The organism is Streptomyces sp. NPDC033136 (assembly GCF_055578235.1).
Genome location: NZ_JBVIPD010000005.1, coordinates 158641 through 180890, shown reverse-complemented (window position 1 = coordinate 180890; position 22250 = coordinate 158641). Strand labels below are relative to the sequence as shown.

At 71.9% G+C, this 22250-nt stretch carries 23 protein-coding genes; 6 read left to right on the top strand and 17 right to left on the bottom strand.

All coding sequences use genetic code 11. The features are described 5' to 3' along the window. Positions 1–157: 157 nt before the first annotated feature. The 4 genes from ACZ5TL_RS11430 to hisI all read right to left on the bottom strand — a co-directional run bounded on the left by ACZ5TL_RS11430 (position 158) and on the right by hisI (position 3125). Positions 158–409: an HGxxPAAW family protein gene (locus tag ACZ5TL_RS11430; RefSeq protein WP_468589206.1), complete on the bottom strand. Its 252-nt coding sequence runs from the start codon at positions 407–409 to the stop codon at positions 158–160. Positions 410–553: 144 nt separating this feature from the next. Continuing rightward, on the bottom strand, positions 554–1195 hold the full coding sequence (locus ACZ5TL_RS11425) for a TIGR02234 family membrane protein (protein WP_468589204.1): 642 nt from the start codon (positions 1193–1195) through the stop codon (positions 554–556). A gap of 41 nt (positions 1196–1236) precedes the next feature. Then, a complete protein-coding gene (locus ACZ5TL_RS11420; RefSeq protein WP_468589203.1) occupies positions 1237–2718 on the bottom strand; it encodes an anthranilate synthase component I in 1482 nt (493 codons plus the stop codon). Between the two features lie 11 nt (positions 2719–2729). Further along, positions 2730–3125, bottom strand: coding sequence for a phosphoribosyl-AMP cyclohydrolase (hisI, locus tag ACZ5TL_RS11415; protein ID WP_468589202.1), 396 nt, complete (start codon positions 3123–3125; stop codon positions 2730–2732). Positions 3126–3246: 121 nt separating this feature from the next. On the opposite strand from hisI, the gene ACZ5TL_RS11410 reads away from it, so the two are divergent. After that, positions 3247–3882: a TIGR03085 family metal-binding protein gene (locus ACZ5TL_RS11410; RefSeq protein ID WP_468589201.1), complete on the top strand. Its 636-nt coding sequence runs from the start codon at positions 3247–3249 to the stop codon at positions 3880–3882. Positions 3883–3978: 96 nt separating this feature from the next. On the opposite strand, the gene hisF is transcribed toward ACZ5TL_RS11410, so the two are convergent. From hisF to hisD, 8 genes are read right to left on the bottom strand one after another with little or no spacing between them, the layout of a single operon-like run. Next, positions 3979–4734, bottom strand: coding sequence for an imidazole glycerol phosphate synthase subunit HisF (gene hisF / locus ACZ5TL_RS11405; protein ID WP_468589200.1), 756 nt, complete (start codon positions 4732–4734; stop codon positions 3979–3981). Continuing rightward, the gene (locus ACZ5TL_RS11400) at positions 4731–5144 is read right to left on the bottom strand and encodes a RidA family protein (protein WP_468589199.1); all 414 of its coding nucleotides are present in this window, start codon (positions 5142–5144) and stop codon (positions 4731–4733) included. The genes hisF and ACZ5TL_RS11400 overlap by 4 nt, the downstream gene beginning before the upstream one ends. Continuing rightward, positions 5141–5866 carry a bifunctional 1-(5-phosphoribosyl)-5-((5-phosphoribosylamino)methylideneamino)imidazole-4-carboxamide isomerase/phosphoribosylanthranilate isomerase PriA gene (gene priA, locus ACZ5TL_RS11395; RefSeq protein ID WP_468589198.1) on the bottom strand — a complete coding sequence of 242 codons (726 nt, stop codon included), beginning with the start codon at positions 5864–5866 and terminating at the stop codon, positions 5141–5143. Before priA ends, ACZ5TL_RS11400 begins: the two co-directional genes overlap by 4 nt. Beyond that, positions 5863–6507, bottom strand: coding sequence for an imidazole glycerol phosphate synthase subunit HisH (gene hisH, locus ACZ5TL_RS11390; RefSeq protein ID WP_468589196.1), 645 nt, complete (start codon positions 6505–6507; stop codon positions 5863–5865). Before hisH ends, priA begins: the two co-directional genes overlap by 4 nt. Continuing rightward, positions 6504–6668, bottom strand: coding sequence for a hypothetical protein (locus ACZ5TL_RS11385; RefSeq protein ID WP_468589195.1), 165 nt, complete (start codon positions 6666–6668; stop codon positions 6504–6506). Before ACZ5TL_RS11385 ends, hisH begins: the two co-directional genes overlap by 4 nt. Beyond that, the gene (gene hisB / locus ACZ5TL_RS11380) at positions 6665–7258 is read right to left on the bottom strand and encodes an imidazoleglycerol-phosphate dehydratase HisB (RefSeq protein WP_468589193.1); all 594 of its coding nucleotides are present in this window, start codon (positions 7256–7258) and stop codon (positions 6665–6667) included. The genes ACZ5TL_RS11385 and hisB overlap by 4 nt, the downstream gene beginning before the upstream one ends. Beyond that, positions 7255–8379, bottom strand: coding sequence for a histidinol-phosphate transaminase (locus tag ACZ5TL_RS11375; RefSeq protein ID WP_468589192.1), 1125 nt, complete (start codon positions 8377–8379; stop codon positions 7255–7257). The genes hisB and ACZ5TL_RS11375 overlap by 4 nt, the downstream gene beginning before the upstream one ends. Continuing rightward, positions 8376–9725 (bottom strand): histidinol dehydrogenase, encoded by a 1350-nt coding sequence (hisD, locus tag ACZ5TL_RS11370; protein WP_468589191.1) that lies wholly within the window; start codon positions 9723–9725, stop codon positions 8376–8378. The genes ACZ5TL_RS11375 and hisD overlap by 4 nt, the downstream gene beginning before the upstream one ends. A gap of 178 nt (positions 9726–9903) precedes the next feature. Here hisD and ACZ5TL_RS11365 point away from each other — a divergent pair, with 178 nt between their 5' ends. From ACZ5TL_RS11365 to ybaK, 4 genes are all read left to right on the top strand, one after another. Then, the gene (locus ACZ5TL_RS11365; RefSeq protein ID WP_468589190.1) at positions 9904–11481 is read left to right on the top strand and encodes an oxidoreductase; all 1578 of its coding nucleotides are present in this window, start codon (positions 9904–9906) and stop codon (positions 11479–11481) included. Positions 11482–11602: 121 nt separating this feature from the next. Further along, the gene (locus ACZ5TL_RS11360) at positions 11603–12637 is read left to right on the top strand and encodes a hypothetical protein (protein WP_468589189.1); all 1035 of its coding nucleotides are present in this window, start codon (positions 11603–11605) and stop codon (positions 12635–12637) included. An 11-nt stretch (positions 12638–12648) separates the two neighbouring features. Next, positions 12649–13389 (top strand): LON peptidase substrate-binding domain-containing protein, encoded by a 741-nt coding sequence (locus ACZ5TL_RS11355; protein ID WP_468589188.1) that lies wholly within the window; start codon positions 12649–12651, stop codon positions 13387–13389. Positions 13390–13399: 10 nt separating this feature from the next. Next, complete coding sequence (gene ybaK / locus ACZ5TL_RS11350; RefSeq protein ID WP_468589187.1) at positions 13400–13900, top strand: Cys-tRNA(Pro) deacylase; 501 nt, start codon at positions 13400–13402, stop codon at positions 13898–13900. Positions 13901–14110: 210 nt separating this feature from the next. Here the strand turns inward: ybaK and ACZ5TL_RS11345 are convergent, their stop codons facing one another. From ACZ5TL_RS11345 to ACZ5TL_RS11330, 4 genes are all read right to left on the bottom strand, one after another. Beyond that, positions 14111–14806, bottom strand: coding sequence for an AAA family ATPase (locus ACZ5TL_RS11345; protein WP_468589186.1), 696 nt, complete (start codon positions 14804–14806; stop codon positions 14111–14113). Between the two features lie 59 nt (positions 14807–14865). Then, complete coding sequence (locus ACZ5TL_RS11340; protein ID WP_468589185.1) at positions 14866–15687, bottom strand: ABC transporter permease; 822 nt, start codon at positions 15685–15687, stop codon at positions 14866–14868. 166 nt (positions 15688–15853) lie between these two features. Continuing rightward, complete coding sequence (locus tag ACZ5TL_RS11335) at positions 15854–16819, bottom strand: ABC transporter ATP-binding protein (protein ID WP_468589184.1); 966 nt, start codon at positions 16817–16819, stop codon at positions 15854–15856. Positions 16820–16948: 129 nt separating this feature from the next. Then, positions 16949–18160, bottom strand: a complete 1212-nt coding sequence (locus tag ACZ5TL_RS11330) for an NYN domain-containing protein (RefSeq protein WP_468589183.1) — start codon at positions 18158–18160, stop codon at positions 16949–16951. Positions 18161–18383: 223 nt separating this feature from the next. Here ACZ5TL_RS11330 and ACZ5TL_RS11325 point away from each other — a divergent pair, with 223 nt between their 5' ends. Next, complete coding sequence (locus ACZ5TL_RS11325) at positions 18384–18548, top strand: hypothetical protein (RefSeq protein ID WP_468589182.1); 165 nt, start codon at positions 18384–18386, stop codon at positions 18546–18548. A gap of 101 nt (positions 18549–18649) precedes the next feature. Here the strand turns inward: ACZ5TL_RS11325 and dnaE are convergent, their stop codons facing one another. Beyond that, positions 18650–22189, bottom strand: coding sequence for a DNA polymerase III subunit alpha (dnaE, locus tag ACZ5TL_RS11320; RefSeq protein ID WP_468589181.1), 3540 nt, complete (start codon positions 22187–22189; stop codon positions 18650–18652). Positions 22190–22250: the final 61 nt, after the last annotated feature.

Below are 22250 nucleotides of genomic sequence, written 5' to 3'. Positions count from 1 at the left end.
GGGGGGGGGGGGAGGTTTTGTACCTCTGCGGTTGGGCCGCTCCCAGGGGTCTCCGTCGTGTGGGTGTTTTCTTTTTCGGCTGGGGGGGGGGGGGGGTCCCCCCCCCCCCCCCCGCCTCCCCCCCCCCCCCCCCCGACAACGCGGTCTTCCGCGCGGATCAGCCCCCGGCGCCCGCCGGCTCGCGGTCGCCCGTGGTCCGGTGCGGCTGGTGCAGTTCCTTCGGCTGGCCGAGGCCCATGATGCGCATGATGCTGCCGACGACACCGCCGAGGACCACGATCACCATGCCCGCCCAGAAGCCCAGCGGCTGGGCCATCACCATGAACGCGCCCGCGACGCAGAAACCGATGAAGGCGATCGTGACACCGGTCCAGGCGGCCGGGGTGTGACCGTGGCTGCTGCCCGCCATTGCTTGCTCCTCGTTGCTGTGTGCGTGTCTGAGCAGGACGCTCGGGGCCATTGTCCCGCACGCGCGCGTCAGCGGTGAGCGGGGGTGCCCCCGGACTGCTCCCCCGGCTCCCTTCCGCTCCCCCGTCCCGCTCCCCCGTCCCGCTCAGGCTCCGGTCGGGTCCTCGCCCCGGTCGAGCGCCTTCCACAGGTCCTCGGGCCGGTCGGGGTCGACGGCGGGGGTCCTGCGGCGCGGCCGGGGCGTGCCGCCGCGCTCGTAGCGGCCGGACATCGCGGGCCACAGCCGGCCGTAGCGCAGGGCCAGGAGGCCGGCCAGGAGGATCAGGGCGCCGCCGACGGCCGCGACGTACGGCCAGGCGGTGTGGCTGAGGGCGTCGACGGAGGCGGAGGAGTCGCCGGAGGCCTGTGCGGCCTGCTCGTCGAGCGCGGAACTGTCGGAGGCCCCGAGCAGGGCGGCGCCGACGGTGCCCGCGCCGGCGAGCGCCAGCAGCGCGGCCACGACGACGCGGCCGGCGCGGCGGACGGCGAACACGGCGACGAGCGCGGCGAGGCCCACTATGGCGAGCGCCGCGGGGACGCCCGTGACGTCGCTGCCCTTGGCGGTCAGGGGGAAGGCGCCGCCGGCCACCGTCGCGGTGCCCTCCGACCATCGCTGCCGGGTGGCGAGCAGCGCCACGGCCGCGCCGAGCGCGCCGCACAGCAGCGCCACGGCGAGGCTCAGGCGGCCGGCCCGGGCGGATGCGGAGGCTTCGGAACGGGGGTCAGGTACGGCAGTCACGTACCCCACTATCGCCCGAACCCCGGGCGAACCGTCACCCGGGGTTCATCTCAGGCCTTTCCCAGCCGGTTCGCCGTGTGCACGGCCCTGAGGACCGCCGCCGCCTTGTTGCGGCACTCGGTGTCCTCGGCGACCGGGTCGGAGTCGGCGACGATGCCCGCGCCGGCCTGCACGTACGCGGTGCCGTCGCGGAGGAGGGCCGTGCGGATGGCGATGGCCGTGTCGGAGTCGCCGGCGAAGTCGAGGTAGCCGACGCAGCCGCCGTAGAGCCCGCGCCGGGACGGTTCGAGTTCGTCGATGATCTGCATGGCGCGGGGCTTCGGGGCGCCGGAGAGGGTGCCGGCCGGGAAGCAGGCGGTGAGGACGTCGAAGGCGGTGCGGCCCGGGGCGACGCGGCCCGTCACGGTCGAGACGATGTGCATGACGTGCGAGTACCGCTCGACGGACATGAAGTCGACGACCTCGACGGAGCCGGGCTCGCAGACCCGCCCGAGGTCGTTGCGGCCGAGGTCGACGAGCATGAGGTGCTCGGCGCGCTCCTTGGGGTCGGCGAGCAGTTCGTCGGCGAGGGCCTGGTCCTCCTGCGGCGTGGCGCCGCGCCAGCGGGTGCCGGCGATGGGGTGGACCATGGCCCGGCCGTCCTCGACCTTGACCAGGGCCTCGGGGGACGAGCCGACGACGTCGAACCCGTCGAAGCGGAACAGGTACATGTACGGCGACGGGTTGGTGGCCCTCAGGACCCGGTAGACGTCCAGCGCGCTCGCCGTGCACGGCGTCTCGAAGCGCTGCGAGGGAACGACCTGGAAGGCCTCGCCGGCCCGGATGCGCTCCTTGATGTCCTCGACGGCCTCCTGGAAGTCGGGGCCGCCCCACAGCGCGGTGTACGCGGGGAGTTCGGAGGGCGGGAGCACGGCCGGGGGCTGGGCGACCGCGCGGGAGAGGTCGGCCTCCATGGCGTCGAGGCGGGCCACGGCGTCCGCGTGGGCCTCGTCGACGCCGGTCTCCAGGTCGTTGTGGTTGATCGCGTTGGCGATCAGCAGGACCGACCCCTCCCAGTGGTCCATGACGGCCAGGTCGCTGGTGAGGAGCATGGTCAGCTCGGGCAGCTTCAGGTCGTCGCGCTCGCCGGGGCCGATCTTCTCCAGGCGGCGGACGATGTCGTAGCCGAGGTAGCCGACCATGCCGCCGGTGAAGGGCGGCATGCCCTCCTGGTGGGGGGTGTGCAGGGCCTCGATGGTGGCGCGCAGCGCGGCGAGGGGGTCGCCGTCCGCGGGGACGCCGACGGGCGGGGCGCCGAGCCAGTGGGCCTGCCCGTCGCGCGCGGTCAGGGTGGCGGCGCTGCGGACCCCCACGAACGAGTACCGGGACCACGAGCGGCCGTTCTCCGCGGACTCCAGCAGGAAGGTGCCGGGCCGCTCGGCGGCGAGCTTGCGGTAGAGGGCGACCGGGGTGTCGCCGTCGGCGAGGAGCTTGCGGGTGACGGGGATGACCCGCCGGTCGGTGGCGAGCTTGCGGAACGTCTCGAGGTCCATGGCGGCTGACCTTACTGATCCGTGGCGGAGCCGTCGGAGCCGCCGTCCTTGAGGAGCACGTCTTCGTCGAAGCAGGTGCGGGCGCCGGTGTGGCAGGCGGCGCCGACCTGGTCGACCTTGACGAGCACGGTGTCGGCGTCGCAGTCCAGGGCGACGGACTTCACCCACTGGAAGTGGCCGGAGGTGTCGCCCTTGACCCAGTACTCCCGGCGGCTGCGCGACCAGTACGTGCACCGGCCGGTGGTGAGGGTGCGGTGCAGCGCCTCGTCGTCCATCCAGCCGAGCATGAGCACCTCTCCGGTGTCGTACTGCTGGGCGATGGCGGGCAGGAGGCCGTCGGCGCTGCGCTTGAGGCGCGCGGCGATCTCCGGGTCGAGGCGGCCGGGCGGGCCGGGCGTGCTGGTCATGCCCACCATTGTGCCGCGCGCCACGGACCGGCCTGGTGACCCGTCCACGGTGCGACATGCCCGCCGGCCGGGAACGGCACGTCTGCTGGGCTGACCGGGGGACCGGTCGTAGGCTGGCGGTATGTCGACCCATGCCAAGCGTGAACGGCTTCTCCTCGCCGACCTGTTGGAGACCGCGGGCCCGGACGCGCCCACTCTTTGCGAGGGCTGGACGACCCGGGACCTCGCCGCACACGTGGTGGTGCGCGAGCGCCGCCCCGACGCCGCCGGCGGAATACTGATCAAGCAGCTCGCGCCGCGCCTGGAGCGGGTGACGGTGGAGTACACGGACAAGCCGTACGAGGAACTGATCCAGCTGATCCGTACGGGACCGCCGCGCTTCTCGCCCCTCTCCCTCAAGCCCGTCGACGAGATGTCGAACATCGTCGAGTTCTACGTCCACGCCGAGGACGTCCGCCGTGCCCAGCCCGACTGGTCCCCGCGCGAACTCGACACGGTCTTCCAGGACGCCCTGTGGTCCCGCCTGGAGCGCACCGCCCGCCTGATGGGCCGCGGCGTCCCGACGGGCCTGGTCCTGCGCCGCCCCGACGGCCAGACCGCGGTCGCCCACCGCGGCACCCCCGTGGTCACGGTGACCGGGGAGCCGTCGGAGCTGGTCCTGTTCTCCTACGGCCGCCAGAGCGCGGCCAAGGTCGACCTGGACGGCGACGAGAACGCGATCGCGAAGCTGCACGAGACGAAGCAGCTCGGGATCTGAGGAGCTCTGAGGGGCTCTGTGGGGCTCCGAGGGGCTCTGAGGGGCAAGGCGATGCCCCGGCCGCGCCACGCGGGCCGGGGCTTGCCGCAGGAGGCGTCATCGCACCGGGTGGCCGGCCTCCCGCAGGGTCTCCTTGACCTCGCCGATCCGCAGGTCGCCGAAGTGGAACACCGACGCGGCCAGGACCGCGTCCGCGCCCGCCTCGATGGCCGGGGGGAAGTCGGACAGCCTGCCTGCGCCGCCCGAGGCGATGACCGGGACGGTGACGTGCTTGCGTACGGCCCGGATCATCTCCAGGTCGTAGCCGTCCTTCGTGCCGTCGGCGTCCATCGAGTTGAGCAGGATCTCGCCCGCGCCCAGCTCGGCGGCCCGGTGGGCCCATTCGACGGCGTCGATGCCGGTTCCCTTGCGGCCTCCGTGGGTGGTGACCTCGAAGGAGCCGGACTCGGTGCGGCGGGCGTCCACCGAGAGGACCAGGACCTGGCGGCCGAACCGCTCGGCGATCTCGCGGATCAGCTCGGGGCGCGCGATGGCGGCCGTGTTGACGCCCACCTTGTCCGCGCCCGCCCGCAGCAGCTTGTCCACGTCCTCGGCCGTGCGGACACCGCCGCCGACCGTGAGCGGGATGAACACCTGCTCGGCCGTGCGGCGCACCACGTCGTACGTCGTCTCGCGGTTGCCCGACGAGGCGGTGATGTCCAGGAACGTCAGCTCGTCGGCGCCCTCGGCGTCGTACACCTTGGCCATCTCGACGGGGTCGCCCGCGTCGCGCAGGTTCTGGAAGTTGACGCCCTTGACGACCCGGCCGTTGTCCACGTCCAGGCAGGGGATGACTCGGACCGCCAGGGTCATGAATCGTGCTCCTCTAGTGTCCCTCTGAATGCTTCCACTTCCACCGACACCAGGACCCGTGAGTCGATGAAGCCCTGCACGACCAGCAGGGTCGTGACCGGGCGTACGGCGTCGAACAGCTCCTTGTGGACCCGTCCCACCGCGTCGACGTCCCGCGCGTGTGCCAGGTACACACGGGTGCGGATCACGGACTCGCTTCCGAGCCCGAACTCGCCGATCGCCTCCAGGGCGGTGGTGAAGGCCACCTTGGCCTGCTCGTACGGGTCGCCGTCGCCGTAGAGCACATCGCCCTTGAAGGCGGTCGTGCCCGCGACCACCACGCGGTCGCCCGCCGCGACGGCGCGTGCAAAACCGAAGGACTCTTCCCAGGGACTTCCGCTCTGCGCACGCCGCACGGCTTCGGACCTCATGACGACACAGCCTCCAAGGCTTCTTCCAGGGTGAACGCCTTCGCGTACAGCGCCTTCCCTACGATCGCGCCCTCGACACCGAGCGGCACGAGGCCGGCGATCGCGCGCAGGTCGTCCAGCGACGACACGCCGCCGGAGGCCACGACCGGACGGTCCGTGGCCGCGCAGACGTTCTTCAGCAGCTCCAGGTTCGGGCCCTGCAGCGTGCCGTCCTTGGCGATGTCGGTGACGACGTAGCGGGCGCAGCCCTCCTTGTTCAGGCGCTCCAGCGTCTCGTAGAGGTCGCCGCCGTCGCGGGTCCAGCCGCGGCCGCGCAGTGTGGTGCCGCGGACGTCCAGGCCCACCGCGATCTTGTCGCCGTTCTCGGCGATGACCTTGGCGACCCACTCGGGGGTCTCCAGGGCGGCCGTGCCCAGGTTCACACGGGTGCAGCCGGTGGCGAGGGCGGCGGCGAGGGTGTCGTCGTCGCGGATGCCGCCGGACAGCTCCACCTTGATGTCCATGGCCTTCGCGACCTCGGCGATCAGCTCGCGGTTGTCGCCGGTGCCGAACGCGGCGTCCAGGTCGACCAGGTGCAGCCACTCGGCGCCGGAGCGCTGCCAGGCGAGGGCGGCCTCCAGAGGGGAGCCGTAGGAGGTCTCGGTGCCGGACTCGCCGTGCACGAGGCGGACGGCCTGGCCGTCGCGGACGTCGACGGCCGGGAGGAGTTCGAGCTTGCTCACAGTGTTCCGATCCAGTTGGTGAGGAGCTGGGCTCCGGCGTCGCCGGACTTCTCGGGGTGGAACTGCGTGGCCCACAGGGCGCCGTTCTCGACGGCCGCGACGAACGGCTTGCCGTGCGTGGACCAGGTGACCTTGGGGGCTTCCATCGCCGGGTTGTGCGACTCCAGCGACCAGTCGTGGACGGCGTAGGAGTGCACGAAGTAGAAGCGCGCGTCCGCGTCCAGGCCGGCGAACAGCTGCGAACCGGCCGCCGCCTCCACGGTGTTCCAGCCCATGTGCGGCACGATCTCGGCCTGCAGCGGCTCGACCGAGCCGGGCCACTCGTCGAGGCCCTCGCTCTCCACGCCGTGCTCGATGCCGCGCGCGAAGAGGATCTGCATGCCGACGCAGATGCCCATGACCGGTCGGCCGCCGGACAGCCTGCGGTCGACGATCCAGTGTCCGCGCGCCTCACGCAGGCCCTCCATGCAGGAGGCGAAGGCACCGACGCCCGGCACGAGCAGCCCGTCGGCGTTCATGGCCTTGTCGTAGTCACGGGTTATCTCGACCTCGGCTCCCGCGCGCGCGAGGGCACGCTCGGCGGAGCGGACGTTGCCGAAGCCGTAGTCGAAGACGACGACCTTCTTCCGCGGGACGCTCAATTCCACACCTCCAGCCGCGCCACGCCGGCCGTCAGGCACATCGCGGCGCCGATCGACAGCAGAACGATCAGGCCCTTGGGCATCTTCTGCTTGACGAAGGAGTAGATCCCGCCGGCGAGGAACAGGCCGACGACGATCAGCAGGGTCGAGATGCCGTTCACAGGGCGCCCTTCGTGGAGGGGAGGATGCCGGTGGCGCGCGGGTCACGCTCGGACGCGTACCGCAGGGCCCGGGCGAGCGCCTTGAACTGGCACTCCACGATGTGGTGCGCGTTGCGCCCGTAGGGCACGTGCACGTGCAGCGCGATCTGCGCCTGGGCCACGAAGGACTCCAGGATGTGCCGGGTCATGGTGGTGTCGTACTCGCCGATCATCGGCGCCATCTTCTCGGGCTCGGTGTGCACGAGGTAGGGGCGGCCGGAGAGGTCGACGGTGACCTGGGCGAGGGACTCGTCCAGCGGGACCGTGCAGTTGCCGAACCGGTAGATGCCCACCTTGTCGCCGAGGGCCTGCTTGAAGGCGGCGCCGAGGGCGAGGGCGGTGTCCTCGATGGTGTGGTGCGAGTCGATGTGCAGATCGCCCTCGGTCTTCACGGTCAGATCGAACAGACCGTGCCGGCCGAGCTGGTCGAGCATGTGGTCGTAGAAGCCGACGCCGGTGGAGATCTCCGTCCTGCCGGTGCCGTCGAGGTCGATCTCGACGAGCACGGACGTCTCCTTGGTCGTCCGTTCCACGCGTCCTACGCGGCTCATAGCTGCTGCTCCTTCTTCAGTTCACGGACCGCGTCGAGGAACGCGTCGTTCTCTTCGGGGGTTCCGGCCGACACCCGCAGCCACCCGGGGATGCCGTTGTCCCGGACCAGGACGCCCTGGTCGAGGATCTTCTGCCAGGCGGTGTGCGCGTCCTCGAACCTGCCGAACTGCACGAAGTTGGCATCGGACTCGACCACCTCGTAGCCGGTCGCGCGCAGTTCGCGCACCAGGCGGTCCCGCTCGGCCTTGAGCTGCTCGACATAGCCGAGCAGCGTGCCGGTGTGCTCCAGGGCGGCCAGGGCGGTCGCCTGGGTGACGGCCGACAGGTGGTACGGCAGCCGGACGAGCTGCACGGCGTCGACGACGGCCGGGTGCGCGGCGAGGTAGCCGAGGCGCAGGCCCGCCGCGCCGAACGCCTTCGACATCGTGCGGGAGATGACGAGGTTGGGGCGCCCTGCCAGCAGCGGCAGCAGCGAGTCGCCGTGGCTGAACTCGATGTACGCCTCGTCGACCACGACGATCGCCCCGGCGGTCGCGGCCCTCGCCGCCTGCGCGGCCTCGTACAGGGCGAGGACCGTCCCGGCCGGGACCGCGTTGCCCGTGGGGTTGTTGGGGGTAGTGACGAAGACGACGTCCGGCCGGTGCTCGGCGATCGCCTTCTCGGCGGCGGCGAGGTCGATCGTGAAGTCCTCGTTGCGCGGCCCCGAGATCCAGCCCGTGCCGGTGCCGCGCGCGATGAGCCCGTGCATCGAGTACGACGGCTCGAAGCCGATCGCCGTGCGGCCCGGCCCGCCGAAGGTCTGCAGCAGCTGCTGGATGACCTCGTTGGAGCCGTTGGCCGCCCAGACGTTGGCCAGGCCGACCTGGTGGCCGGAGGTGTCCGTCAGGTACTCGGCGAGCTTCGTGCGCAGCTCGACCGCGTCCCGGTCCGGGTAGCGGTTGAGGTTCCTGGCGGCCTCACGGACCCGCTCGGCGATGCGCTCGACCAGCGCCTCGGGGAGCGGGTAGGGGTTCTCGTTGGTGTTCAGCCGTACGGGGACGTCCAGCTGGGGCGCGCCGTAGGGGGACTTGCCGCGCAGCTCGTCCCGTACGGGGAGATCGTCGATACGTACGTCGCTCACTTGCTCTCGGGCACCTTCCAGCCACGCGACATTTGTTCGTCTCCGACAAACCTCGCCTTGATCGCCGCGCCGTGTGCGGGCAGGTCCTCCGCCTCCGCCAGCGTCACCACGTGGTGCGCGACCTCGGCCAGCGCGTCCCGCGTGTAGTCGACGATGTGGATGCCGCGCAGGAAGGACTGGACGGACAGGCCCGAGGAGTGGCAGGCGCAGCCGCCGGTGGGCAGGACGTGGTTGGAGCCCGCCGCGTAGTCGCCGAGGGAGACCGGGGCCCAGGGGCCGACGAAGATCGCTCCGGCGTTGCGGACCCGGTCGGCCAGGGCCGCCGCGTCGGCCGTCTGGATCTCCAGGTGCTCGGCGCCGTACGCGTCGACCACCCGCAGGCCCTCCTCGACGCCGTCGACCAGGACGATCGCGGACTGCTTGCCGGACAGGGCGGGGACGATCCGGTCGTCGATGTGCTTGCTCGCCGTGACCTGCGGTTCCAGCTCCTTCTCCACGGCGCTCGCGAGTTCGGCGGAGTCCGTGACCAGGACGGCGGCGGCCAGCGGGTCGTGCTCGGCCTGGCTGATCAGGTCGGAGGCGACGTGCACCGGGTCGGCCGTCTCGTCGGCGAGGACCGCGATCTCGGTCGGGCCGGCCTCGGCGTCGATGCCGATCCTGCCGGTGAAGTAGCGCTTGGCCGCGGCGACCCAGATGTTGCCGGGGCCGGTGACCATGTTCGCGGGCGGGCAGGACTCCGTGCCGTACGCGAACATCGCGACGGCGGTGGCGCCGCCGGCGGCGTAGACCTCGTCGACGCCGAGCAGGGCGCAGGCGGCGAGGATCGTCGGGTGCGGCAGGCCGTTGAACTCGGCCTGGGCCGGGGAGGCGAGCGCGATGGACTCGACGCCGGCCTCCTGGGCGGGCACGACGTTCATGACGACGGAGGACGGATACACGGACCGGCCGCCGGGCGCGTACAGCCCGACGCGCTCGACCGGAACCCACTTCTCGGTCACGGAACCGCCGGGCACCACCTGGGTGGTGTGCGTGGCGCGGCGCTGCTCGCGGTGGACGGTCCGGGCGCGGCGGATGGACTCCTCCAGGGCCGCGCGCACGGCCGGGTCGAGCTCCTCCAGCGCGCGCGTGAGCGCGGCGGCCGGCACCCGCACCTGGTCGAGCCTGACCCCGTCGAACCGCTCGGCGAAGTCGATCAGCGCCGCGTCGCCCCGATGATGGACGTCCTCACAGATCGGACGCACCTTCTCCAGGGCAGCCGCTACGTCGAACTCGGCTCGGGGCAGCAGGGCACGCAGGGCGGGGCCCTCGGGAAGGGCGTCGCCGCGCAGATCGATTCGGGAGATCACGTGCTCAATTCTCTCAGACCCGGGTGAGGCGCCGTTCGCGCGTATCAATGGCTGATACAGCGCGCCGCGGGAGCGCGGAAGATCACCCTCACTTTCTGCTTTCGGGGCGTCACTCAGCGGGCATGAACAGTTGTACGAAGGAACCAACCCGCGAGTACCCGGGGAGGAAGGAAGAGCTGTGACCGAGGGGGCCGGCGTCCGTGCCGGGGAACTGCCCGACGACCTGACCGCGACCGAGGCCGGCATGTGGCAGGCCTTCCGCAACGGCAGCGTGTACGACCTGAGCAGCGGCGACGCGGTGGTGGACGATCCGCACGGCGGCCACCCCTGGGGCGGCGAGCGGACCGTGCGGGCGCGGATGGTCTGCTGGCTGCTTCTCGACGGCCCGCCCGCCCTGGCCGGCCGCGTCTCGTCGCTGAAGCTCGTCGGTGTGCAGGTCAGCGGCTCCCTCGACCTCGCGGGCGGCACGGTGGTGCCGTACGTCGAAATGCGCCGGTGCCGGTTCGAGCAGGACGTGCTGCTGCCGGAGGCCCGGTTCACGACCCTGCGGATGGTGGACTGCTCGATACCACGGCTGGAGGCGGCCCGGGTGCAGACGGAGGGCGATCTGCATCTGCCGCGCTGCCGCTTCCACCACGGCATCCGGCTCACGGACGCGCAGATCGGCACGGACCTGCTGCTCAACCAGGCGGTCGCGCACCAGGACCGCAGCGGCCGGTCGATCGCCGCGGACGGCCTGACCGTCGGCCAGGACTTACAGGCCGAGCTGCTGGAGTCGCACGGCGAGCTGAGCCTGCGCGCGGCCACCATCGGCGTCTCCCTGAGCCTGCGCGGCGCCCGCCTGGCCAACCCCGGCGCACGGCTCGCGCTGAACGCGCCGCAGCTGACCGTCGAGCGCAGCCTGTATCTGACCCCGGCGGGTGTCGGCGCCCAGGCGATGAGCGGCATGACTCCGGCGCAGGGGACGCGGATCCAGCGCTTCGCGTGCGAGGGCGGGATGCGGCTGGACGACGGGCGGTTCGGCGACGCGGTCGACTTCGAGCTGGCCCGGTTCACCCTCACCGACGACCAGGAGCTGTCGCTGCGCCGGGTGCAGACGCCCGAGCTGCGGTTCCTCGGGGAGCAGCCGGGGCGCGGGCGGGTGGTGCTGTCCGGGGCGAAGGTCGTCAACCTGATGGACCGGGCGGACTCCTGGCCGGGCCCCGGCCGGCTGCACATGGGCGGCTTCGCCTACGAGAACCTCGTGCCGCGCGGGCCGTTCCCGCTGGACGAGCGGCTGGACTGGGTGGCGGCGGCGACCGCCGAGTACAACCCGGAGCCGTACGAGCGGCTCGCGGCCGTGCTGCGCGCCGGCGGGGAGGACGAGGACGCCCGCGAGGTGCTGCTCGCCAAGCAGCGCCGGCACCGCGAGAGCCTTCCGCCGGCCGCCAAGCTCTGGGGCTACTTGCAGGACTGGACGGTGGCCTACGGGTACCGGCCGGGCCGGGCCGCCGTGTGGATGGCGGTGCTGTGGGCGGCGGGCTCCCTGGCGTTCGCGCAGGCCGGCCATCCGCCGTTGAAGCGGAGCGAGCATCCGGAGTGGAACCCCACGCTGTTCACTCTCGATCTGCTGCTGCCGGTCATCGACCTGGGCCAGGTGGGCTTCTGGCAGCTGCGCGGGGGCTGGCAGTGGCTGGCGGCGGCCATGATCCTGCTGGGCTGGGTCCTGGCGACGACGGTGGCGGCGGGGGCGACGCGGCTGCTGCGCCGCAACTGATGGTGCCGGTGTGACCACAGTTATTGAACTGTCACACCTTTACTTTCTCTTGACCAACGGGCGTACAACTTTCCGCGACTTCCCGGAACGATCTGGCGCCGGGGTGACCAGCGGTCCTTCAATGGTCGGCACGATGGCGATGCAGCTCCCGTTCATCCGCCCGAGCCGGATGACAAGGACCTCCCCCCACCTCGCCGGCGGCCCGTCCGCCGCCGACGACGAGGTGCTGCTCGACGCGCCCGACGCGCGGCTGAGTCCGGCACTGGTCGCCGCCGCCCGCGGCGACCACGGACCGGCCGCCGCACTGCTCCTCGCCACTCGGGCGGCCTCCGAGTGGGAGCGGCGCGACCGGTACGTGACCCGGCTGGCCGCCTTCGCGCACTCGCGCCCCGAGTGGCTGGACGCCTGGCTCGTCACCGCCCCGCAGGACCCCGACGCGCTGCTGGTCGGGGCCCAGCTGGCGGTGGACCGCGCCTGGCGGTCACCGGCCCGGGCCGAACTGCTGCGCGAGGTGAGCCCGCTGATCACGGCCGCGGCCCGGGGCGACCGGCGGGATCCGGTGCCGTGGCGGCTCGCGCTCGACCACGCCCGGGGCGCGCAGGCCGGGCACAAGTACTTCGAGGAGCTGTGGGCGGCAGCCGTACGCCGGGCCCCGCTCCACCACGGCTGCCATACGGCGGCCCTGCGCTACCTGGCCACCTACTGGCACGGTTCGCACCACGAGTGCTTCGACTTCGCCGACCGCGCCGCCCAGGACGCGCCCGCCGAGGCCCTCGTGCAGGCCCTGCCGCTACGGGCGGCCTTCGGCTACCTCACCGACGACTGCGGGCCCGAGGTGCCGCGCGAGCGGCTGGACACGGCCGCGGACCGGGCGATCGCACTGTCCCCGCTGCTGCCGGCGGCCGACCCCTGGCCTGCCCGGATGCGCAACCTGCTGCTCTTCGTCCTGGTCCGCCTGGAGCGCTGGGAGGATGCCCGGGACCAGCTGCGGCTGAACGGCCCGTACGCCACCTCGTTCCCGTGGGACCGGGTCTCGGACGACCCGCTCGGCCACTTCCTGCGGGTCCGCGCCGACATCCGGGCCGGGGCGGCCGGCACCCCCTCCCGGCATCCACGGAGTGAACGGGGCGGACGAGTCCGCTCCAGCGACCATTAGGCTTTTGCGTCGTGACCACCGTCCGGCTCCCCCTCTTCCCCCTGAACTCGGTGCTGTTCCCGGGGCTCGTGCTCCCGCTCAACGTCTTCGAGGAGCGGTATCGCGCCATGATGCGCGAACTGCTGAAGACGCCGGAGGACGAGCCGCGCCGGTTCGCCGTCGTGGCGATCCGTGACGGCCACGAAGTGGCCGCGACCGCGCCCGGCATGCCCGACCCGACGGCCGTGCCCGAGCGCGGGCCCGCGGCCGGTTTCGGCCCGGACCCGGCCAGGGCGTTCCACAAGGTGGGCTGCATCGCGGACGCGGCGACGGTCCGGGAGCGCACCGACGGCTCCTTCGAGGTGCTGGCGACGGGCACGACCCGGGTGAAACTGCTGTCGGTCGACGCGTCCGGGCCCTTCCTGACGGCCGAACTGGAGCCGCTGACGGAGGAACCCGGCGACGGGGCGGCGCCGTTGGCCGAGGGGGTGCTGCGGTCCTTCCGCCAGTACCAGAAGCGGCTGGCGGGCGCGCGGGAACGATCCCTGACGACCGGGGCCGATCTGCCCGACGAGCCGGGCGTGGTGTCGTACCTCGTCGCGGCGGCGATGATGCTGGACACCTCGGCCAAGCAGCGGCTGCTCCAGGCCCCCGACACGGCCTCCCGCCTGCGCGACGAGCTGAAACTCCTTCGCTCCGAGACGGCGATCATCCGTAGTCTGCCGTCGTTGCCGGCGTCGGACCTGACGCGCGGCCCGATGAGTCTCAACTGAGCGGATCGGCATGGCGAAGAAGGCGAAGAAGCAACAGCCGGGCGGCACGCCCGCGACGGTGGCCCTCACGGCGGCGGGCGCGGCGTACACGGTCCACTCCTACGACCACGACCCGGCGCACCCGTCCTACGGCGAGGAGGCGGCCGAGGCGATGGGTGTCTCCCCCGACCGTGTCTTCAAGACCCTGGTCGCGGACGTCGACGGCACTCTGACGGTCGCGGTGGTCCCGGTGGCGGGCCAACTGGATCTGAAGGCCCTGGCGGCGGCGGTGGGCGGCAAGCGCGCGACGATGGCCGACCCGACGCTGGCGGAACGCACGACGGGTTACGTCCGGGGCGGCATCTCCCCGCTGGGCCAGCGCAAGAAGCTCCCGACGGTCCTGGACGCCTCGGCGTCGGCCCACCCGACGATCTGCGTGTCGGCGGGGCGGCGGGGCCTGGAGGTGGAGCTCGCCCCGGAGGACCTGGCCACACTGACGGGAGCGGTGCTGGCTCCCATCGGGCGTGCTTAGCCTGCGGGCAGTGCTGTCGCACGCACCTGTCGGACACACTCATCCTGCGGGCAGTCATGCCGCCGGTGCGGCACGGGTGGGCGATGGGGGCACCCCCCTGCCCGAGCGAGGTCGAGAGCTGGAGGGCACCCCGCCGCGCCGGGCTGCGAAACCCCCGTCGCCAGCACCCAGCACCCACGCCGGGCACCAAGCGGTGCCAGGCCGCGCCCCCTAAGCAGCCGGCGGCGCCCCGTACGGCCCGTCGGCGAACTCCGGCTCCGGGTCCCGGGGCCCGAAGAGCGCCGTGAGCCCGAGATGCAGCACCAGCGCGGCGAGCGGCCAGGCCAGCAGCGCCCCCTTCGCCCCCAGCTTCAGCGGCGCGGAGAACGTCACGCCCCGCCCCACCTCCCGCGCGTGCGCGATGACGTCCTGCGGAGGCCCCAGCCACACCCCGACCCGCCAGGCGAGCAGCGAACCGAGCAGTCCCCCGACGGCCAGCCCCACTACCAGCGGCACACCCCCACGCCGCCGCAGCAGGAAGACCACCAGCGCGCTCACGGCGCCGAAACCCAGCCCGAGCAGCGTGAACGTGCCGTCCACGCCCACGGCCTGCTCGCCCTCGGTTTCCTTGAGGTAGACGACCCAGTTCCCCTCCGCCGCCTCCCCGACCAGCGGCACGTGCGGCGCGAGCCACCACCACAGCACTCCCAGCAGCACCCCGGCGAGCGCCATGGCCAGGGAGACCACACCGGCCTCCCGCACTTCCGTCTTCATGCCGGGGCCGTCCTGTCCGTACCAGCCGTACTCGGCGTACTCGGCCTGCTGGGACCCGGGAGCCGCAGCCCCGGACGCCGAGGCCGGCGGCTGCCACGAACCCTGTGCGGAACGTTCATGAGGTGGCGGTGGCGGAGTCAGTGGTGCGGTCACCCTGCCATCGTGCCAGGCCCGCCTGTGCGCCGCGTCACCGGACGACCCCTCCCCGCTGCTCACCGGACCGCCGCCCGGCGGTACGCCCAGGTCGCCACGGCCAGCGAGACGACGCCCACGACCCCGCACACGGCGAGGTCACCGAGCACGAAGGCCCAGTCGGGGTCCGCCCCGAACGTCCGCGCGAAGGCCTCCACGCCGTACGTCGACGGCAGCAGGTCCCGCGCGAACCGCACGGCCTCCGGCATCCGGTCCGCCGGCAGCACACCCAGCAGCAGCGCCGCCGACATGCCCAGCTGCCCGAGCAGCGTGGCCAGCTCCGGCCGGGGCGCGAGCAACCCCAGGGCCGCCCCGAGTCCGGCGAGCGCGGCGCCCGCGAGCGGGATCACGGCCATGAGGATCCACAGATGCGCCAGCGGCAGCCCGAACAGCACGCAGCCGAACACCGCCGTGACGACGGTCCCCGGCACGGTGAACGACGCGTACGCGCCCGCCGCGCCCAGCACCACCGCCGCCGGCGGCACCGGCAGGGTCGCGTAGTGGTCGAGCCCGCCGCTGGCCCGCAGCTGCCCGAAGTACTGCGCGAGCAGGTTCAGCGCGACGAAGGCGACCACCAGGACCGACGACCCGGCGACGACCGCCTGCGCCTCCGCCCCGTCGTCCACGACCCCGCGCATCAGGATCATGATCCCGACCGACTGGAAGGTCGCCACGAACAGCAGCGGGATCCGCGCGACCCGCGCCCGGGACAGCTGCGCCCGGTACACGGCCGCCAGCGAAGGCCACAGCCGCGCCCGAGGTCCGAGCTCGGCCGCGCCCGCGGCGGGCTCCTCAGCGGCCAGGGCACTGCCCGGCAGGACATCGGCGGGTACGACACTCACGTCGCGCTGCTCCCCTTCGTCGGGTCCACTGCGGCAGTCGCCCTGTTCGGTACGTATGTGACGGCCCGCGCACTCAAGGCCGGCGCGTTCCGGGCCGTCATGTTCCGGTCCCGCGCGTTCCGGGCCACCGCGTTCCGGGCCCGCCCACTCAAGGCCTGCGTGCCTCTCACGCCTTCACCAGCCCTTGCTGCGCGGCACCGCCCAGGGCCAGGTAGACGTCCTCCAGGCTCGGCGTGGTCAGGGTGAAGTCGTCCAGGGCGGCGAAGGCGGCCCCGCCGGTGACGGTCGCGACGACCGCCCGGGCCTCCTCGGGCCCGAGCCGCAGCGTCCAGCGGCGGCCCGACTCCGCGGCGCGGTCCCGCAGCGCGGCCACCTCCGGGACGTGCAGCGGAGCCGCGTCCCGCCACACCAGGTCGACCCGCACCTCACCGGCGACCTGCTCCTTGAGCCCGGCCGGGGTGTCGCAGGCGATCACCCGCCCCCGGTCCAGGACGGCCACCCGGTCCAGCACGGTCTCGGCCTCGATGACGTTGTGGGTGACGAGCAGCACGGTGGTCCCGTGCTCGGCCCGCCGCCGGTCGACCGCCGACCACACGGCCCGCCGCGCCACCGGGTCCATCCCGGAGGTCGGCTCGTCGAGCACCAGCAGCGGCCGCTCCCCCACCAGCGCCGCGGCGAAGCACGCCAGGCGCCGCTGGCCCCCGGAGAGCTTCTTCAGCGGCCGCCCGGCCAGTGGCGTGAGCCCCAGTTCGTCCAGGACGGCGTCCCGCTCGGCCCGCGCCCGGCGGATGTCCAGGCCGCGCAGCCGCCCGGTGGTCTCGGCGGCGAGCGACACGGTCAGCTCGTCGAGGGCGGTCGACTCCTGCCCGAGGTAGGCGAGGATCCGCGCGGCCCGCTCGGGGTGGCGCACGATGTCGTGCCCGAGGATCTCCACACTGCCGCGGTCGGGCCGCATCAGCCCGGTCAGCTGCCGTACGAGGGTGGACTTGCCGGCGCCGTTCGGCCCGAGCAGGCCGAAGATCTCGCCGCGGCGGATGTCCAGCCGTACGTCGTCCGTGGCCCGGACCTCGGGTGTTCCGGGCGCGCCGCGCCGGCTCCGGACCGCCGGATAGGTCTTGGTCAGCCCGCGCACGCACACGACGTCACCATCGTGCCGAAATGCCTGTGCCGCGCGCGTACTCACAAGGGACGAGACTACGGGGTCGGCGACCCCTGTCCGCTCTCGGGGCGGTCCAGGGCGGGAAATCCGTCGGCGACGTTCTCAGTCGCCGGCGGGGGCGTGCTCCACGCCCGTGCGGACGCCGATCTCCTTCCAGAACCCGGCCCGGATGGCGTAGCGGTCCCGTTCGTCGATCTGGTCGTCCTTGTGGGCGAGGAGGCCGAAGCGGGCGGCGTAGCGCAGCAGCTCGCCGTCGACGCGGTGCGGGATGCGCGGATACATCGCGGACAGTTTCGGCAGGTGGCTGTGGTCGCCGAGGCGTTCCACCCAGCGCCGTGCGAAGACCTGGCCCACCTCGGAGGGGTCGCCGCCGACCGTGGTGATGTCCTCCTCGCGGTCGGCCCACCGCTGCTCGGCGGTGGTCAGCTGGGCCAGCGTCGGCATCGAGGCGGCCTCGGGGGGCTCGGCCGTGGGCCGGTCGACCCAGCCTTTGTCGGAGGACCACCGGAGGGTGGCGGAGGCGGGGGGCTGGGCGGGCTGGGTGCCGGGGGTGCGCAGGGCGGCCAGGTCTTTGGGCGTGGGGACCCCTTTGGCGGCGGGCATCCGCTCCTCGGTGCCGTTCTGCCCGGGGCCGGCCGCCGGGTGCGGGGGCCGCGGGGCGGGCCGCTCGGCCGGGGCGGCGAGGGCGGAGTCGGGCAGCGGCGCGGAGAGGATCGCGGCGATCTCGGGCCGGGGCGCGGACTGCGGGGCGCACACCCCGGCGTGCTCCTTGGCGCGGACGGCCTTGGTGATCCAGGTCCGGTCCAGGACGCGCCGCTCGTCGGCCTCGGCGACGAGGTCCTCGGACTGGTTGTAGTCGCCGTCGGCGGCCTGCACGGCCCACAGGTGGACGGCGACGCCGTGCTCCTTGGCGGCCATCATGCCGGGCAGCAGATCACCGTCGCCGGTGACCAGGACGATGTCGGAGCAGGCGCGGTTGCGGGCCAGTTCGGTGAGCTCGGCGTGCATCGCGGCGTCCACGCCCTTCTGCGCCCAGCGGCCGTCGCTGCGGGTCAGGGCGCCGAGCCGGACGGTGACCCGGGGCATCACGCGCAGCCTGCGGTGCTCGGGCTGCGGGACGCGGTCGGGGGCGCCGTCGAACCAGTAGATACGCAGCAGCGGCTGCTGCGTATCGGACTCGGCGCGCTCGCGCAGCCCCTGGATGAGGGCGGCGTGGTCGACGGTGATGCGGGACCGCGAGGGCTCCCCGGCGAGGAGACTCGCCGCGGCTCCCAGCAGATACCCGGCGTCCACCAGGACGATGCAGCGGTCCACACGACTCACCCTCTTCCCAGGAGGCTTGCTTCAGGGCTCGCTTCGAGTCTGCCCGACGGCGCGGAGGTTAACGGCCGGAACTCGATCTTCGGCGTGGCGTTTCGCTCCGCCCTGCTCCGACTACCCCTGTCACGCAGGGTAATTGCCCGACATGCGATCGTTGTCGGCCTGTGTGAATCTGGTCCCGGCCCTGGCCCCTAGATCCCCCACAGGAGGCATCACCATGGCCAAGAACAAGAACCGTGACCGTAAGCAGCAGCGTCCGACCGAGCGCGGGCAGCGGGCGGACCGCAGCCCCGCGTCCGAGGCGGAGCCCCAGCCCGAGGTCGAGCTGACCCCCGGCGATGTGGCGTCCCGCAAGCGGAAGCGCAGCTTCGGCCACAACTGACATCTGTGTAACGGGTTGTTGAGACCCACGCACATGCGCGAGGGGCGTACCAGGTACCGGGTACGCCCCTCACGCGCGTCGAGAGCCCTCCGCGGCCTCGGTCATCCCGCCAGGCAGGACGGCCCGAGCAGCACCTTCAGGTCGCCGAAGAGCGCCGGGTCGGGCTTCACCCGGTGCCGGTCCAGGCGCAGCACGGTCGTCTTGGTCGGGCCCTGGAGCCTGATGCGGACCTCGCTGTCGCCCTTGTGGTGGCTGAGGACCTCGCCGAGGCGGCTGACCAGCGGCGGGGTGACCCGGGTGGCCGGGATGGTGAGGACCACGGGCGCGTTGGTGCCCGCGTTGGACAGGTCCGGCACCATCAGCTCCATCGCGACGAGCCGGGGAATGTCCTCGCGCTTGTCGAGGCGGCCCTTGACGAACACCACGGCGTCCTCGACGAGTTGGGTCGAGACGAGTTGGTAGGTCGCGGGGAAGAACATGCACTCGATCGAGCCGGCGAGGTCCTCGACGGTGGCGATGGCCCAGGCGTTGCCCTGCTTGGTCATCTTGCGCTGCAGGCCCGAGATGATGCCGCCGATGGTGACGACCGCGCCGTCGGAGTGCTCACCGCCGGTCAGCTGGGAGATGCCCGCGTCGGCCTTGTCGGACAGGATGTGCTCCAGGCCGAACAGCGGGTGGTCGGAGACGTACAGACCGAGCATTTCCCGCTCCTGGGCGAGCAGATAGGTCTTGTCCCACTCGTCGGGGGAGAACTCCACGTCGAGGCCGAAGCCCGGCTCGCTGGTCTCGGCCTCGCCCATGCCGCCGAAGAGGTCGAACTGCCCCTCGGCCTCCTTGCGCTTGACCGCGACCACGTTGTCGATCATCGGCTCGTAGTGCGCGGTGAGGCCCTTGCGGGTGTGGCCCATGGCGTCGAAGGCGCCGGCCTTGATCAGCGATTCGGTGGTGCGCTTGTTGCAGACCACCGCCTCCACCTTGTCGAGGTAGTCCGGGAAGGACGTGTACTTCCCCTTGGCCTTGCGGCACCGGATGATCGACTCGACCACGTTCGTACCGACGTTGCGGACGGCGGAGAGGCCGAAGAGGATCACGTCGTCGCCCTGGGCGGCGAAGTTGGACATCGACTCGTTGACGTCCGGCGGGAGCACCTTGATGCCCATGCGGCGGCACTCGTTGAGGTAGACGGCCGACTTGTCCTTGTCGTCCTTCACGGACGTGAGCAGCGCGGCCATGTACTCGGCGGGGTGGTTCGCCTTGAGGTACGCCGTCCAGTACGAGACGAGTCCGTACGCGGCGGAGTGGGCCTTGTTGAACGCGTAGCCGGCGAAGGGGACCAGCACGTCCCACAGCGCCTGGATGGCCTCGTCGCTGAAGCCCTTCTTGCGGGCGCCCTCCTGGAAGAGGACGAAGTTCTTCGCCAGTTCCTCGGGCTTCTTCTTGCCCATCACGCGGCGGAGGATGTCGGCCTCGCCGAGCGAGTACCCGGCGATGATCTGGGCGGCCTTCTGCACCTGCTCCTGGTAGACGATCAGGCCGTGGGTGACGTCCAGGACCTCCCTGAGCGGCTCCTCCAGCTCGGGGTGGATCGGCGTGATCTCCTGCTGCCCGTTCTTGCGGAGCGCGTAGTTCGTGTGGGAGTTCATGCCCATCGGACCCGGGCGGTACAGGGCCGACACGGCGGAGATGTCCTCGAAGTTGTCCGGCTTCATCAGCCGGAGCAGGGAGCGCATGGGGCCGCCGTCGAACTGGAAGACGCCGAGGGTGTCGCCGCGCTGGAGCAGTTCGAAGGTCGTGGGGTCGTCGAGCGGGAGGCTCAGGAGATCGATGTCGATCCCCTTGTTGGACTTCACCATCTTGACGGCGTCGTCCATGATCGTCAGGTTGCGCAGGCCGAGGAAGTCCATCTTCAGCAGGCCGAGCGACTCGCAGCTCGGGTAGTCCCACTGCGTGATGGTCACGCCGTCGGTGTGCCTGACCCAGACCGGGACGTGGTCGGTGATGGTCTCGCTGGACATGATCACGCCGGCGGCGTGCACGCCCATCTGCCGGACCAGGCCCTCGACACCCTTGGCGGTGTCGATGACCTTCTTCACGTCCGGCTCGTTCTCGTACATCGCCCGGATCTCGCCCGCCTCCGAGTAGCGGGGGTGCTCGGGGTTGGTGATGCCGTCGAGGTTGATGCCCTTGCCGAGGACGTCGGCGGGCATGGCCTTGGTGAGGCGGTCGCCCATGGCGTACGGGTAGCCCAGCACGCGCGCGGAGTCCTTGATCGCGTTCTTGGCCTTGATGGTGCCGTACGTGCCGATCATGGCGACCTTGTCGGCGCCGTACTTCTCCGTCACGTACCGGATCACCTCGACGCGCCGGCGCTCGTCGAAGTCGATGTCGACATCGGGCATGGAGATGCGCTCGGGGTTGAGGAACCGCTCGAAGATCAGGCCGTGCGGGATGGGGTCGAGGTCGGTGATGCCGAGAGCGTAGGCGACGATCGAGCCGGCCGCGGAGCCTCGGCCGGGGCCGACCGCGATGCCCTGCTTCTTGGCCCACATGATGAAGTCGGCGACCACGAGGAAGTAGCCGGGGAAGCCCATCGAGATGATGGTGTCCATCTCGTACTCGACCTGCTTCATGCGGTCGTCCGGGATGCCGTCCGGGAAGCGGCGGTGCATGCCGCGCAGGGTCTCCTCGCGGAACCAGCTGACCTCCGTGTACCCCTCGGGGATGTCGAACCTGGGCATCAGGTCGCGCTTCTCGAACATGCCGGTGGTGTCGACCATCTCCGCGATCAGGCGGGTGTTGGCGCAGCCCTCCTGCCAGGCGTCCGAGGAGTCGATGGCGTACATCTCGTCGGTGGACTTCAGGTAGTAGCCGGTGCCGTCGAACCTGAAGCGGTCGGGGTCGGAGAGGTTCTTGCCGGTCTGGATGCACAGCAGGGCGTCGTGGGCGACCGACTCGTGCGCGTACGTGTAGTGCGAGTCGTTGGTGACCAGCGGGGGGATGCCGAGCTTCTTGCCGATCTCCAGGAGGCCGTCGCGGACCCGGTGCTCGATCTCGATGCCGTGGTCCATCAGTTCCAGGAAGTAGCGGTCCTTGCCGAAGATGTCCTGGTAGTCGGCGGCGGCCTTGAGGGCCTCGTCGAAGTGGCCGAGGCGCAGCCGGGTCTGGACCTCGCCGGAGGGACAGCCGGTGGAGGCGACGATCCCCTCGGACCACTGGGCGATGGTCTCCTTGTCCATCCGGGGCCACTTCTGGAGCCAGCCCTCGGCGTAGGCGTCGGAGGACAGCCGGAAGAGGTTGTGCAGGCCCGTCTCGTTCACGGCCCACATCGTCTTGTGGGTGTAGCCACCGGAACCGGAGACGTCGTCCCGCTTCTGGTGCGGCTGGCCCCACTGGATCTTGCGCTTGTTGCGGCGCGACTCGGGCGCGACGTACGCCTCGATCCCGATGATCGGCGTGACCCCGGCCTTCTGCGCGGAGTGGAAGAAGTCGTACGCCCCGTGGAGGTTGCCGTGGTCGGACATGGCGATGTGCGTCATGCCCATCTCGTTGCACGCGTCGAACATGTCCTTCAGCCGCGCGGCACCGTCCAGCAGCGAGTACTGGGTGTGGACGTGCAGGTGCGTGAACGGCGGCTTTGACACGGCTGCGGCCTCCAGAGAAAACATGGATCGAATGGGGCCCGACAGGCTGCGGACAGTCTGG

Excerpts from the sequence above, each read along its gene's own strand:
- ACZ5TL_RS11420 (WP_468589203.1), bottom strand. The coding sequence starts at position 2,718 with ATGGACCTCGAGACGTTCCGCAAGCTCGCCACCGACCGGCGGGTCATC.
- ACZ5TL_RS11410 (WP_468589201.1), top strand. The coding sequence starts at position 3,247 with ATGTCGACCCATGCCAAGCGTGAACGGCTTCTCCTCGCCGACCTGTTG.
- ACZ5TL_RS11360 (WP_468589189.1), top strand. The coding sequence starts at position 11,603 with ATGGTCGGCACGATGGCGATGCAGCTCCCGTTCATCCGCCCGAGCCGG.
- ybaK (WP_468589187.1), top strand. The coding sequence starts at position 13,400 with ATGGCGAAGAAGGCGAAGAAGCAACAGCCGGGCGGCACGCCCGCGACG.
- hisB (WP_468589193.1), bottom strand. The coding sequence starts at position 7,258 with ATGAGCCGCGTAGGACGCGTGGAACGGACGACCAAGGAGACGTCCGTG.
- hisI (WP_468589202.1), bottom strand. The coding sequence starts at position 3,125 with ATGACCAGCACGCCCGGCCCGCCCGGCCGCCTCGACCCGGAGATCGCC.
- hisF (WP_468589200.1), bottom strand. The coding sequence starts at position 4,734 with ATGACCCTGGCGGTCCGAGTCATCCCCTGCCTGGACGTGGACAACGGC.
- ACZ5TL_RS11325 (WP_468589182.1), top strand. The coding sequence starts at position 18,384 with ATGGCCAAGAACAAGAACCGTGACCGTAAGCAGCAGCGTCCGACCGAG.
- ACZ5TL_RS11400 (WP_468589199.1), bottom strand. The coding sequence starts at position 5,144 with ATGAGGTCCGAAGCCGTGCGGCGTGCGCAGAGCGGAAGTCCCTGGGAA.
- ACZ5TL_RS11430 (WP_468589206.1), bottom strand. The coding sequence starts at position 409 with ATGGCGGGCAGCAGCCACGGTCACACCCCGGCCGCCTGGACCGGTGTC.